This is a genomic window from Parasedimentitalea psychrophila (assembly GCF_030285785.1).
GTDB classification, from domain to species: domain Bacteria; phylum Pseudomonadota; class Alphaproteobacteria; order Rhodobacterales; family Rhodobacteraceae; genus Parasedimentitalea; species Parasedimentitalea psychrophila.
Genome location: NZ_CP127247.1, coordinates 4,028,157 through 4,041,030 on the forward strand (window position 1 = coordinate 4,028,157; position 12,874 = coordinate 4,041,030).

Consider the following 12,874-nt stretch of genomic DNA (forward strand, 5'->3'; position numbering starts at 1 on the left):
ATGATAGTATGAAACGGGTTGTCATCACCGGGGCCGGAACGATCAACGCTTTGGGCCATTCGGTGCCAGAGACGCTTGCGGCCATGCGCAACGGGACATGCGGCATTGGCAAGCTGGAGTTTCGCGATGTCGATCGACTGACAATCAAAATTGGCGGCCAGGTGCGTGGGTTTGAGGCTGAGGGGCGCTTTAACCGACAGCAGATAAGTCTGTATGATCGGTTCACCCAGTTCACTCTGACCGCGGCCAAAGAGGCCATTGAGCAGTCGGGGCTTGAATTTGTCGGAGAACTGGCAGCAAAATCTGGCGTGGTTCTCGGCACTGCCGGTGGTGGTGTCTCAACCTGGGACGACAATTACCGCTCGGTCTATGAAGACGGCAAAAACCGAGTGCATCCGTTTGTGGTGCCCAAACTGATGAACAATGCGGCTGCCAGCCATGTATCAATGCAACATAATTTGAAGGGGCCCAGTTTCACCGTCTCTACTGCATGTGCCTCGTCCAACCATGCCATGGCCCAGGCGTTTCAAATGGTGCGATCCGGTATGGCGCCTGTCATGGTGACCGGGGGCTCGGAATCGATGCTGTGCTTTGGCGGGGTCAAGGCCTGGGAGGGTTTGCGGGTGATGTCGAAAGATGCCTGTCGGCCGTTCAGCGCCAATAGAAACGGAATGGTTCAGGGCGAAGGCGCCGGAATTTTTGTGTTTGAGGATTACGATCATGCCCATGCCCGCGATGCCGAAATCTTATGTGAAGTGATCGGTTTTGCCATGTCATCGGATGCGGCCGATATTGTGATGCCCAGCAAACAGGGGGCCGCGCGGGCCATTTCCGGGGCGCTGACCGATGCGCGGGTCAATCCGGATGAGGTCGGCTATATCAATGCCCACGGCACCGGCACCGCCGCAAATGACAAAACCGAATGTGCGGCCGTCGCCGATGTTTTTGGCCCACATGCGGACCGCCTGATGATATCCTCGACCAAATCCATGCACGGGCATCTGATTGGCGGCACCGGTGCCGTTGAATTACTGGCCTGTATTATGGCGATACGAGATGGCGTTATTGCGCCGACCATCGGCTATCAGGAGGCAGATCCGGAATGCGCTCTGGACGTGGTGCCAAATGAAGCCCGGGACGCCAAGGTGGATGTTGTTCTGAGCAATGCTTTTGCCTTTGGAGGGCTGAATGCAGTATTGGCCCTGCGTGGCGTTTAGCCTTGCCCCCCAAATAAAAAACCGCCGCTCTGAGACGAGCCGCGGTTGGGTTTTCAGGGCCTGAATGGCGCGGTTATGGCTCCACAATATCCACAACATCATAGCCGGCAGTAAAGCCTTTCAGCGACATCTTCATATCGATGATCTGATCGGGCGCCGGGGCCGGACGCAGGGACAGGGTCGCGGCGGTGCCCTTCTTGAAGGCATCAATGTCAGATTGGGTCAGGCCGATCTCTGCAATGCACACCTGAGAGTTACAATATTTGTAGTTATATCGTTTACCCGGGGCGCCATCGACTGAAATTGTCAACGCGGCCGTCAGCAAGGTCTCTAGCGGAACAATTACTGTTGCGGCTGCAACGGCCTGGCCGCCGGGCTGATTTATCCGGAACATGGTAAACTCGGCCATGGGATTTCCGGTCGCGTCGGTCAGCACTTGAATGATCGAGCAGGGATCTGTTGCGGTATCGGTCTTGACGCAGACAAGATCCCAGTCGCCGTGTTTTTCTTTCGAATACCGCTCGCCAACCTTGGGGCCCGCATCTACAGGCTGACCAAGATCGAGCCCATTATCGTTGGATGTTTCGGCGATGGTTTCGGCGGTGGTTGCCGACTGCGTGGTTCCAGAGCCTTCGGTTTCAGGAGTGGTGCTGCTTTCTTGAGCCACCAATGGGGCAGCAAGCGCAAACATCGCGGCAAACGAAAGCTGGGTCAGGGATTTAAGCATGAAACACTCTTTTTTTCTGGACGTCCACACAGGGTTTAGCATGGTGCGAAAGCAGTGTCAGGTAAATATCTGCGGCATCTGAGGGAATTGACCATTTCCTGCTAGCAGAAGGAACACTTTGGAAACAAAATCAAAAAAGGGAACCAACCAGGTTCCCTTTTTCGTTTGTTCTCCCCGTCGGACTGGCCGACTTATTATTGTTTGCGACGTTACGAAAGGGGCGGCGTTCGGTCAACAGCTGCGAGGAAAAAAATCTCTCAGGGCTGAGAAATGCTGAACTAAATTGCATTTGCGCAGTTTTTAGGCTGGAGAATGTAAAAAATGGCCGTGCCACTTGGCACGGCCCAGTCTGACAGGGAGGAATGTCCGCATGATTGCCACGTTGGCAATATCGGACAACTGTCACTGTGGCATAGAAAGGTTAACTTTGTTTGCAGCAAGCAGATCATTGGATTTAGACCGGATTTAGGCCGGATTTTTGCCTCGAACTGAACGGTTTTATTGCCGCCGCTTTACCAGTCGCGGGTGAGTCAACTGATGAAAAAAGAACCGGCATTGCCGGTCGGGCTTGGTTGACCCCAAGCCCGTGCCTCCGGCGGAGGTATTTCAAACAAGAAGAAGCGCGCCGCACAAAAGATGCCGCCCAAGAGATCCGGGGCGGCACCGATCTATTTTTCGGGGATTAACCCGCGTGGGCTGAACCTGAGAACCAACAACAGAATGAGCCCCATGGTAAACAGCCTCATATGCGCCGTACTTTCCAGAAGATGTGCCTTTAGCGTGCTGTCTTCGGCCATTCCTGAGGTGACAATATTGATCAACCCGGCGCCCATCGGCTCAACCTTGATCCAGAAGAACCAGATGAAAATACCGCCCAACACCGAGCCAAAATTGTTGCCGGAGCCGCCAACGACAACCATTACCCAGATCAGGAATGTGAACCGCAGCGGGTTATAGGTGCCCGGTGTCAGCTGACCATCCAATGTTGTCATCATCGCGCCGGCAATGCCGCAGATGGCCGAGCCCAGCACGAAGATTTGCAAATGCCGGCGGGTGACATCCTTGCCCATGGCCTCGGCTGCGACCTCATTGTCACGGATCGCCCGCATCATCCGGCCCCAGGGGCTTTTCAACCCCATTTGGGCCATCCACAACAGCGCTAGCAGAACCACTGTGAACAGCAGAGAGTAGCTGATTTTCACATAGAGGGTTGAGGCGGTGACCGGGTCCAGACCAAGAGAGGCAACGGTTTCCAGGAAACCGGGATCCTCCTGCAGCACGATCTCTTTGCGCATCGGACGAGGCAGGCCAACCACGTTTTTGACACCGCGCGCCAGCCAGTCCTCGTTCTTCATCACCGCAATGATGATTTCGGCAATGCCAAGGGTGGCAATTGCCAGGTAATCCGAGCGCAGACCCAAGGCCGTCTTGCCAATCAGCCAGGCGGCACCCGCAGCCAGCAATCCCCCCGCAGGCCATGCCAGCAGGACCGGCAAACCAAGCCCCCCGAGACTGCCCAACAGGGCCGGGTTGATCGCCTCGACGCCAGAGACTGCCGGATCAAGAATCGCGCGGTAAGCAAAGAACCCGCCGATCAGGACAACCGCCAGTGCCAGCATCCGGGGTTTCCCCACGGCCATGTTCTTGGTGATGAAAACAGCGGCAACCACAGTTAGCGCGCCCAGCACCAGTGCCATGATGATACCGATGCCACCTTCGCTCCAGGCGCCTGGTGTCGGGGCCGAAGTAACCAGTACCACCGCCAGACCACCCAGTGCGGTAAAGCCCATGATGCCGATATTGAACAATCCGGCAAAGCCCCATTGCAGGTTGACGCCCAGTGCCATGATCGCCGAAACCAGCCCCATGTTGAGGATACCCAGCGCCGAATTCCAGGTGCCCGAGAAGATGCCATAGCTGGTGGTGCCATCCAGGATGATCAGCAGGCCGACAAAGGCGAACATAAGGGAATGTTTTAAAGTCTCGCTCATACCGATTTTCCTTTGAAAAGACCTGTGGGCTTGAACAGAAGAACGATCAAAAGGATCATGAAGGAGACTGCAAATTTGTAATCCGTGCTCAGCAGTTGCACCAATCCGTCCGGTTGCAGGTTTTCGGGCATCAGATAGCGCAGCACCTTTTTCCAGGCATAGGTGATCGAGACCTCGGAGAAGGCGATGATAAAGCCACCGGCGATGGCGCCGAGCGGATTGCCCAACCCGCCAACAATGGCGGAAGCAAAAATCGGCAGCAGCAGTTGGAAATAAGTGAAGGGCTTGAAGGATTTATCCAAGCCGTACAGCACCCCGGCGATGGTCGCCAAGGCGGCGACGATCATCCAAGTGTACATCACCACTCGTTCCGGGTTGATGCCGGATAGCAGGGCCAGATCCTCGTTGTCCGAGTAGGCGCGCATGGATTTACCGGTGCGGGTGCGGTTCAGGAACCAGAACAGGGCGATCACAACCACCACTGCGGTGATCACGGTGATGCCCTGGCTGGTTTTAAACGCTAGACCTTCGCGCAGGCCTGTCATCGCCTTGAAGTCCCGGGCCGAGATGATGAAACGCGCACCGTCGGAAAACCGCTGATCGCCAGGGCCAATGATAAAGCGGACCAGCCCGTTCATCATGAACATCACTCCCAGCGACACCATAACAAAGATAACCGGCTTGGCTTTTTGCTCGCGGTAGAACCTGTAGACAACCCGGTCGGTGAACAGCAGCAACCCCATGCTGGCCAGAATACCAAAGGGCAGGGCGAGCAGAGCGGTTGGCAGTACCCCAAAGTTGATCCCCATCGACTGCATCCACCAGGTCACCAGAATGGTCACCATGGTGCCAAAGGCCATGGTGTCACCATGGGCAAAGTTGGAGAATCGCAGCACGCCGTAGATCAGGGTGACCCCCAGCGCGCCAAGCGCCAGCTGGCTGCCATAAGCGACCGCAGGGATCATCACATAGTTGGTAAGCGCCACGATAGCGTTGAGAAAATCCATTATTTGGTCCCCATAAAGCTAGAATGCAATCCTGTGGCAGGGCTGTACGAAAGTGGTTTGCGATTGTGAGAATTTTTCATGTCTCAGCCCCCCAAGAACGATTTGCGGACTTCGGGATCGGCCAGTAGCTCTTTTCCGGTGCCGGTAAAGGCATTGCGCCCCTGCACCAGAACATAGCCTTTATCTGCAATCTCAAGCGCTTGCCGGGCGTTCTGTTCCACCATCAGGATCGGAATGCCGGTGCGGGCCACCTCAATAATGCGGTCAAACAACTCGTCCATCACAATCGGTGAGACGCCGGCGGTGGGTTCGTCTAGCATCAGCACCTTGGGCTGGGTCATCAGCGCACGGCCAACCGCCACCTGTTGGCGTTGGCCACCGGACAGCTCTCCCGCTGCCTGATTGCGCTTGTCTTTCAGGATCGGGAACAGGTGATAGATCTGTTCCATGGTCACGCGGATATCATCGGTGCGAATAAACGCGCCCATCTCCAGGTTTTCCTCAACTGTCAGCGAGGTAAAGATATTCTGGTTCTGCGGCACGAATCCCATGCCCTTGATCACCCGGTCCTGCGGGCTGAGCGCGGTGATATCCTCGCCGTCCAGTCGCACCGAGCCGCCCCGCACATTCAACATGCCAAACACCGCCTTCATGGCGGTGGATTTGCCAGCGCCGTTGGGCCCGACAATCACGGCAATCTCGCCGCGATTCACTGCGATAGTGCAGTCATGCAGGATATCCGGCCCCTTGCCGTACCCGCCTGTCATGCTATCGCCAATAAGAAATGGTTCAGACATTGATGTCCCCCGTACCCTGTTCGCGCAGGGCGTTTGTACTGGCTAGCGCGATTACGCCTTGGCCAGTTTATCTTTGTTTTTCAAGCCAGTACCAAGGTATGCTTCGATCACCTGCTCGTTGGCCTTGATCTCGTCCAGGGTGCCCTGCGCCAGTACCTTGCCCTCGGCCATGCAGATCACCGGGTCACATAACCGACCGATGAACTCCATGTCATGTTCGATGACAACAAAGGTATAGCCGCGTTCGTCGTTCAGCCGTTTGATGGCATCGGCGATGGTATAGAGCAGGGTGCGGTTTACCCCGGCTCCGACCTCGTCCAAGAATACGATCTTGGCATCCACCATCATGGTGCGGCCCAGTTCCAGCAGCTTTTTCTGTCCGCCCGAGACTTCGCCCGCCTTGAGATCGGAGATCTGCTCGATGGTCAGGAATTCCATCACTTCGTCGGCCTTGGCGCGCAGGGCGCGTTCCTCGTCGGCGATGCGTTTGCGACCAAACCAAGTGTTCCACAGGGTCTCGCCGGATTGTCCGCCGGGGACCATCATCAGGTTTTCGCGGCAGGTCATCGACGAAAACTCATGCGCAATCTGAAAGGTTCGCAGCAACCCCTTGTGGAACAAACTATGCGGCGGCAACCCGGTGATATCCTCACCATCCATCGTAACCCGACCAGACGTGGGCGGAAGAACGCCAGCGATCACATTAAAAAGAGTGGTTTTTCCTGCACCATTTGGGCCAATTAACCCGGTAATGGAGCCCTTGGCGATTTCCAGCGTTGCACCATCAACGGCATGGAACCCGCCGAAGTGCTTATGCACGTCCTCGACGACGATCATTTCATTTCATCCCCTGCCGCATTTTTGCAGCTTTTAATTTGGATCAGCCCGGGCGAAAACCCGGGCTGATCTTTATCGGCTAACAAACAGATATCAACGGAACTTTACAGTGACGTTTTTGCCATCCTGAACTTCGATCTCGCGGTAGGAACCTGCGCTTTCGCCGGGCCCGATCAGTTCAACACCGGTGGCGCCCTGATAATCGATTTCGCCGCCTGCCTTCAGGATTTCCAAGGCCTTACCCAGTTCACCAGGATTGATCTTTTCACCGGGAGCATTGGCGACATCCATGATTTTCAAGCGGTACTCGGCAGGGTCCTTGGAGTTCGCAGCCTGCATGGCCAGCATGAACAAAGCCGCGGCATCGTAGGATTCGGACGAATATGCCGAAGTTCCGTCAAAACCGGCCTCTTTGGCCAGATCTGCAAAAATCTGGGCACCAGCGCTGTCAGATCCAGCGATCTGACCGTAGGATCCGTTCAGGTCAGGTCCGACATTCTTCGGCAGTGAATCGCCGATCATGCCACCCGGCAGACCAAAGGTGTCAAATGCACCGCTGTCCAGAGCCCCTTGAATGATGCCCAGTCCACCTTGATCCAGATAACCGGCAACAACCAGAATATCACCTCCGGCAGAGGCCAATGCGCCGACTTCGGCAGAATAGTCGCCCTTGCCGTCTTCGTGCGCTGTGGTGATGGTCACTTCACCGCCGAGTGCCTCGAAGGAGGATTTGATTGCATCGGAAAGACCTTTGCCAAAGTCGTTGTTCGTATAGGTCAAAGCGATGGATTTCACACCGCGCTCGGTCATGATTTCAGCCATGACCTGACCTTCGCGCGCATCAGACGGCGAGGTACGGAAGAAGAGGCCGTTGTCTTCCATGGTCGACAGTCCGGGCGAGGTGGCGGAGGGCGAAATCATCACCATGCCGTTTGGAATGGCGACGTTCTGCAGGATTGCACCGGTCACCCCCGAGCAGTCACCGCCAACAATCCCGTCAACGCCATCGGCCAGCATTTTCTCGGCGTTGGCAGTGGACAGGCCGTTGTCGATGCAGCCGGTATCGGCCCGCATCGGGATGACGGTTGCCGAATCAAGCAGGGCGCCAGACTTGGTGACTTCGGCCATCGCCAATTCAGCGCCCGCGCCCATCGACGGCGCCAGCGATTCAATTGGGCCGGTAAAGCCAAACAGAATACCCAGTTTCACTTCATTGGCGTGGCCACCAGCAAAAGCTGTGCCCGCGGTCAGTGCAACGGCAGCGGTGGCCATCAGCAACTTTTTCATTCGAAAACTCCCATTTTTGGAACATAACTGTTCCTCAACGACCCTAGGCAAGCTGGGCTAAAAAGAAAAGTCTTATCCCTTTTTGCCAGATTTTGCTTCAAAATGGCGAGTTTTACGCCCGGGCAGATGAATTGATCTTCTGTCCGGGCGCAATGGCAGCATCTGTTTTGTCCCGGCGCCGCCTATCGGTTGACGCTGGGACAACAATCGCCCAAATCGCCGCCCCTTGGCTGCGATCCATTGGCTGCGATATCAGATCGGCTGGCGGGCGGCCATGCTGCCGCGCTCCCGGTAGGGGGTGGTGTCATAATGGGCGCGGTAACATTTGGAGAAATGTGAGGGAGAAGCAAAACCGCAGGCCAGGGCCACATTGATCACACTCATATCGGTTTGCATCAACAGGTTACGGGCTTTTTGCAACCGTAACTCCATGTAATACCGCTTCGGCGACCGGTTCAGGTAACGCCGGAACAACCGTTCCAGCTGGCGGGTCGACATACCAACATCCTTGGCCAGAACAGACGGGCTGATCGGCTCTTCGATGTTGGTTTCCATCAGCTGGATAACCGTCGACAGCTTGGGATGCCTGACGCCAATACGAGTCGGCACAGACAATCTCTGGCTATCCTGATCCGTGCGGATAGAGGAATAGATCAACTGATCCGCGACGGCATTGGCAAGTTCCTCGCCGTGATCCGTGGCAATCAACTTGAGCATCAGATCAATCGAAGACGTGCCCCCCGCCGTGGTCATCCGCTTGCCATCCAAGACAAACACCGATTTTGTCAATTCAACCTCGTCGAACTGTTCCGAAAAGCTGTCGGCGTTTTCCCAGTGAATTGTCGCCTTCTTGCCGTCCAGCAATCCGGCCTTGGCCAGCACATAGGCGGCGGTACACAGGCCGCCAACCAGCAGCCCCTTGCGTGATTCTCGACGCAGCCAGCCGAGCAGTCTTTTTGTTGTGGCGTGCTGGACCTCAACTCCGCCACAGAGCAGAATCGTATCGTCGCGTTGCAATTCACTCAGATCCTGCTCCAGCTGGAATGAGGTTCCCGCTGAACATGTAACGTTTTCACCGCCTTCGCCTGAAAGGACCCAAGTGTACAGCTCTTTACCGCTCATACGGTTGGCAATACGCAGGCATTCCAATGATGCAGAAAAGCAAAGCAATGAAAATTTATCCATTAAAACAAAGACAAACCGGCGCGGGCGATCCGGAGCGCTGTCTATTTCGACAAGCAGGCGTTGCTCTTGCATGGCGCGCATTTCCTTAAATATTCGGGGACTCCCTGGGGTGATAAACCAAGGTGTATTTGGCACGGTGCTCATAGCTTAGCACGGACGTCAAGTAGGCGCATTTCACAACTGGCCACAAAGGTTACACTTTAGTATAGAGGGGCCTCAATTAACGTAAGACTTCTGATGTGGAGATAGAGCTATGAGTGAGTGGCAAAAAACGAACTGGCGCGCCAAACCGCGGGTTCAGATGCCTGACTATACAGACGCTGATGCCCTGGCGGGCGTTGAGGCGCAGCTCTCTAATTATCCACCTCTGGTCTTTGCCGGTGAAGCCAGACGCCTGAAGCTGCATCTTGCGGCGGCCGGACGTGGTGAGGCCTTCCTGTTGCAGGGCGGCGATTGTGCCGAGAGCTTTGAGCAATTCAGCGGAAATAATATCCGTGACACCTTTAAGGTGATGCTGCAAATGGCAATGGTGCTGACCTATGGCGCCAAGGTGCCGGTGATCAAACTGGGTCGCATGGCGGGCCAGTTCGCCAAACCGCGCAGTTCAGCAACGGAAACCATCGATGGTGTGGAATTGCCAAGCTACCGCGGCGATATCATCAATGAGCTGGCCTTTACCGAAGCGGGCAGAACGCCGAATCCAAACAAGATGTTGCAGGCTTATACTCAGGCTGCCGCAACGCTGAACTTGCTGCGGGCCTTTTCCACCGGCGGCTATGCGGATGTGAACCAGGTTCATGCCTGGACCCTTGGGTTTACAGAATCCGAGAAGGCCGAAAAATATCGTGAAGTTGCCAGCCGGATCACTGATACGTTGGATTTCATGAAAGCGGCCGGCGTGACCCAGGACACCGCGCACACTCTGCAGTCGGTTGAATTCTACACCAGTCACGAAGGTCTGTTGCTGGAATATGAAGAGGCGCTGACCGTGCGGGATTCGCTCTCAGGACAGTGGCTGGCTGGGTCGGGCCACATGATCTGGATTGGCGATCGGACCCGTCAACCTGATGGGGCGCACGTGGAATTCTGCCGGGGCGTATTGAACCCCATTGGGCTGAAATGTGGTCCCACAACGACGGCCGAAGACCTTAAGATTTTGATGTCCAAGCTGAATCCTGATAACGAGGAGGGTAAACTCACCCTGATCGCTCGGTTCGGGGCTGGCGGCGTCGCGGAAAACCTGCCGCGGCTGATCAAAGCGGTGGCCGAAGAAGGCGCCAATGTCACTTGGGTCTGCGATGCGATGCACGGCAACACCATCAAATCCTCATCGGGATATAAAACCCGCCCATTTGAGCGGGTGCTGCGGGAAGTTCGTGAGTTCTTTGCTATCCATGCCGCCGAAGGCACTGTGCCAGGCGGGGTGCATTTTGAAATGACCGGCCAGGATGTGACTGAATGCACCGGTGGGGTCCGGGCCGTCACCGATGAGGACCTCAGCGATCGGTATCATACCGCCTGTGATCCTCGCTTGAATGCGAGCCAATCGCTGGAACTGGCCTTTTTGGTTGCAGAAGAACTGTCAAGCCATCGGCTGCAACGCAAGACCCGTCAGGTCAGCTGATTAACTGGCTGAATGCCTTGTCCATTATGCCCGGCGGAAACGTCGGGCATTTTTTTGCCCGGCTGTTTCTATGGGGGGAAACGGAAAAATGGGGGATGGAAAAATGGCGGCAAAAGAAAACGCCCCGGGTTTCTCCTCGGGGCGCGATTGTTCCAAGAGCTATGACCAGCGGCTTGATCCAATAACCATATCTTAATATATTAATGGAGCGGGATCAATCCCGGCTGACGATCAAGCGCAGATGCGACGCCTGATTTTGTTTAGAATTTGATTGATCGCAGGGCTTTTTCAAAGATTGACGCGTCTCTTCCATGATTTGGCGGCTTTTTTTCGCCAAGGCCCGGGCCTCATCCATCACGCTCCGTTCTTCGCCAAATTTGGCTTGGGTTTCCGCAAATCCGGCATTGACCTGGTTGCTCGACTTCGCCGGTGAACCAAGGACCGGCTTTTTATGCGTCGGAGCAATGGCTGTCACTGACCGCAATTCGGTTGCAACGACATCGAAACGCTGGGACGAATTTGTTGGGTTGCCCTCAGAGACAAACACCCCCAAAGCCCGGCTGACGTCGCCCAGATCACTGCGCAGGGGCAACATGAGTATACGCGCCTCCTGCGCCGGATGGCTGCGGGTAGCCACGGTGGTGAGGGTCAGTTCAACAATCGCCGGCGTATCAAACATATGCTCCAGCGAGGCGCTGACCTGTTTGCGGGCCGCCGGAGTGAAGAACGCGGTGAGCGGCATGCCACGCACTTCCATTCCGGCCATTTCATTCAGTTTTTGACCGGCAAGACGAAAGCGGGCAATGCCGGGGGCAATACGTTCCAGTACAAAGGTCTGGCTCAGGATATTTTCAAGCCCGCGCGGGTCGACCTGTGAGCGGTTGGGTATGTCATCGCCCTGGCGCAACGCTGTCCAGTAGGCTTCGGCCTGGCGAATGGCGGACAGGGAACAACCACTGCGGAAACGATCCATTGAAATCACCTTGTCCTGGCCCGAGTTTTGCCCAGACCCCTTGCGGCTACCAAAAAACATATCCCATTCCTCCGTTCGCATCCGATTTCATTCCCGTTTCCATCAGAGCAAACCTGCTCTTAAAGAATAGTACTGGAATGGTTACTCTGGAGTTAACATGTCACAATCTAGTTCAACTTTGGACTAAATCTTAAACCAATGGTTAATACATCGAGCGGTGCCGCATTAACCATTTTCACCACCAGTGCCCGCTATCCGAGCTTGTGTAGCCCTTGTTCATGGCTTTAGGTGCAATGCAAGTTGGCACCAAAACATAAGGAGCGCGCCGCATGACGTTGCGATCAATGACGGGCTTTGCCTCCTCCCAAGGAAGCCTGGGACGGCACAGCTGGAGCTGGGAAATCCGCTCGGTCAATGCCAAGGGATTGGATCTTCGCCTGCGGGTTCCCGATTGGCTTGACGGGTTGGAAACTCAGTTGCGCAGCCAACTGGGCAAGGCTTTGGCCCGCGGAAATATCTCCCTGGCACTGCGGGTATCGCGGGCCGAGGGTGGCGATACGGCGCTGGATTTAAACCCAGCGGTCCTGGCCTCGATAGTGCAGGCACTCGGCGGGATAGAGACCGCCGCGGTGGCCGTCGGCCTCAAACTGGCGCCAACCAGTGCGGCAGATATATTGTCTCAACGGGGCGTTCTGGAGCAGTCCAGTATCCAGGATGACCCGGCGCCACTGGTTAAGGAATTGACCAGGGAATTCGTAACACTTGTGGCGGAATTCGTACAAATGCGTGACGCCGAAGGTGCGGTGCTGGCAGAAATATTAACCAATCAATTGTCCCAGGTCGCGCAGTTGACAGCCCTTGCCGCCAGCCAAGCCGAGGCTCGAAAGCCCCTCGTCGCTGCGGCATTGCAAGCCAATCTGGCGAAAGTTTTAGACAATACCGAAGGAGTCGATCCAGCCCGGCTGGCACAGGAACTGGCGATTCTGGCGGTCAAATCGGATGTCACCGAAGAAATCGACAGGCTGGGCGCACATGTGGTGGCGGCTGGTAAATTGCTGACCAAAGGCGGTGCCGTTGGCCGCAAGTTTGATTTTCTGATGCAGGAATTCAACCGCGAGGCCAATACCTTGTGCGCCAAGGCTCAGAACAGCGACCTGACGGCGACAGGGCTTGAGCTGAAGGCCATTATCGACCAGATGCGTGAGCAGGTTCAAAACATAGAATAAGTA

At 55.7% G+C, this 12,874-nt stretch carries 11 protein-coding genes; 3 read left to right on the top strand and 8 right to left on the bottom strand.

Translation table 11 applies throughout. The annotated features are described in order from the left end of the window. Window positions 1–8 precede the first annotated feature (8 nt). A complete protein-coding gene (locus tag QPJ95_RS19500) occupies window positions 9–1,217 on the top strand; it encodes a beta-ketoacyl-[acyl-carrier-protein] synthase family protein (protein ID WP_270918919.1) in 1,209 nt (402 codons plus the stop codon). A 73-nt stretch (window positions 1,218–1,290) separates the two neighbouring features. Here the strand turns inward: QPJ95_RS19500 and QPJ95_RS19505 are convergent, their stop codons facing one another. The 7 genes from QPJ95_RS19505 to QPJ95_RS19535 all read right to left on the bottom strand — a co-directional run bounded on the left by QPJ95_RS19505 (window position 1,291) and on the right by QPJ95_RS19535 (window position 9,120). Continuing rightward, window positions 1,291–1,944: an invasion associated locus B family protein gene (locus QPJ95_RS19505; protein ID WP_270918918.1), complete on the bottom strand. Its 654-nt coding sequence runs from the start codon at window positions 1,942–1,944 to the stop codon at window positions 1,291–1,293. Between the two features lie 668 nt (window positions 1,945–2,612). Continuing rightward, a complete protein-coding gene (locus QPJ95_RS19510; RefSeq protein WP_270918917.1) occupies window positions 2,613–3,935 on the bottom strand; it encodes a branched-chain amino acid ABC transporter permease in 1,323 nt (440 codons plus the stop codon). Continuing rightward, window positions 3,932–4,942, bottom strand: coding sequence for a branched-chain amino acid ABC transporter permease (locus tag QPJ95_RS19515; protein WP_270918916.1), 1,011 nt, complete (start codon window positions 4,940–4,942; stop codon window positions 3,932–3,934). Before QPJ95_RS19515 ends, QPJ95_RS19510 begins: the two co-directional genes overlap by 4 nt. Before the next feature lie 83 nt (window positions 4,943–5,025). Further along, on the bottom strand, window positions 5,026–5,739 hold the full coding sequence (locus tag QPJ95_RS19520) for an ABC transporter ATP-binding protein (RefSeq protein ID WP_270918915.1): 714 nt from the start codon (window positions 5,737–5,739) through the stop codon (window positions 5,026–5,028). A gap of 51 nt (window positions 5,740–5,790) precedes the next feature. Next, window positions 5,791–6,576 (bottom strand): ABC transporter ATP-binding protein, encoded by a 786-nt coding sequence (locus tag QPJ95_RS19525; RefSeq protein WP_270918914.1) that lies wholly within the window; start codon window positions 6,574–6,576, stop codon window positions 5,791–5,793. A 93-nt stretch (window positions 6,577–6,669) separates the two neighbouring features. Then, window positions 6,670–7,863, bottom strand: a complete 1,194-nt coding sequence (locus tag QPJ95_RS19530) for an ABC transporter substrate-binding protein (RefSeq protein ID WP_270918913.1) — start codon at window positions 7,861–7,863, stop codon at window positions 6,670–6,672. Between the two features lie 252 nt (window positions 7,864–8,115). Beyond that, on the bottom strand, window positions 8,116–9,120 hold the full coding sequence (locus QPJ95_RS19535) for a GlxA family transcriptional regulator (protein WP_270918912.1): 1,005 nt from the start codon (window positions 9,118–9,120) through the stop codon (window positions 8,116–8,118). Between the two features lie 181 nt (window positions 9,121–9,301). Between QPJ95_RS19535 and QPJ95_RS19540 the strand changes: the two genes are divergently transcribed. Then, window positions 9,302–10,672, top strand: coding sequence for a class II 3-deoxy-7-phosphoheptulonate synthase (locus QPJ95_RS19540; protein ID WP_270918911.1), 1,371 nt, complete (start codon window positions 9,302–9,304; stop codon window positions 10,670–10,672). Window positions 10,673–10,886: 214 nt separating this feature from the next. Here QPJ95_RS19540 and QPJ95_RS19545 read toward each other — a convergent pair whose 3' ends face one another. After that, window positions 10,887–11,705 (bottom strand): PAS domain-containing protein, encoded by an 819-nt coding sequence (locus QPJ95_RS19545; protein WP_270918910.1) that lies wholly within the window; start codon window positions 11,703–11,705, stop codon window positions 10,887–10,889. 269 nt (window positions 11,706–11,974) lie between these two features. Between QPJ95_RS19545 and QPJ95_RS19550 the strand changes: the two genes are divergently transcribed. Continuing rightward, the gene (locus QPJ95_RS19550; protein WP_270918909.1) at window positions 11,975–12,871 is read left to right on the top strand and encodes a YicC/YloC family endoribonuclease; all 897 of its coding nucleotides are present in this window, start codon (window positions 11,975–11,977) and stop codon (window positions 12,869–12,871) included. Window positions 12,872–12,874: the final 3 nt, after the last annotated feature.

Coding starts and splice junctions, on each gene's coding strand:
- QPJ95_RS19545 (WP_270918910.1), bottom strand. CDS start 11,705: ATGTTTTTTGGTAGCCGCAAGGGGTCTGGGCAAAACTCGGGCCAGGAC.
- QPJ95_RS19510 (WP_270918917.1), bottom strand. CDS start 3,935: ATGAGCGAGACTTTAAAACATTCCCTTATGTTCGCCTTTGTCGGCCTG.
- QPJ95_RS19520 (WP_270918915.1), bottom strand. CDS start 5,739: ATGTCTGAACCATTTCTTATTGGCGATAGCATGACAGGCGGGTACGGC.
- QPJ95_RS19530 (WP_270918913.1), bottom strand. CDS start 7,863: ATGAAAAAGTTGCTGATGGCCACCGCTGCCGTTGCACTGACCGCGGGC.
- QPJ95_RS19540 (WP_270918911.1), top strand. CDS start 9,302: ATGAGTGAGTGGCAAAAAACGAACTGGCGCGCCAAACCGCGGGTTCAG.
- QPJ95_RS19550 (WP_270918909.1), top strand. CDS start 11,975: ATGACGTTGCGATCAATGACGGGCTTTGCCTCCTCCCAAGGAAGCCTG.
- QPJ95_RS19525 (WP_270918914.1), bottom strand. CDS start 6,576: ATGATCGTCGTCGAGGACGTGCATAAGCACTTCGGCGGGTTCCATGCC.
- QPJ95_RS19515 (WP_270918916.1), bottom strand. CDS start 4,942: ATGGATTTTCTCAACGCTATCGTGGCGCTTACCAACTATGTGATGATC.
- QPJ95_RS19505 (WP_270918918.1), bottom strand. CDS start 1,944: ATGCTTAAATCCCTGACCCAGCTTTCGTTTGCCGCGATGTTTGCGCTT.
- QPJ95_RS19535 (WP_270918912.1), bottom strand. CDS start 9,120: ATGCAAGAGCAACGCCTGCTTGTCGAAATAGACAGCGCTCCGGATCGC.
- QPJ95_RS19500 (WP_270918919.1), top strand. CDS start 9: ATGAAACGGGTTGTCATCACCGGGGCCGGAACGATCAACGCTTTGGGC.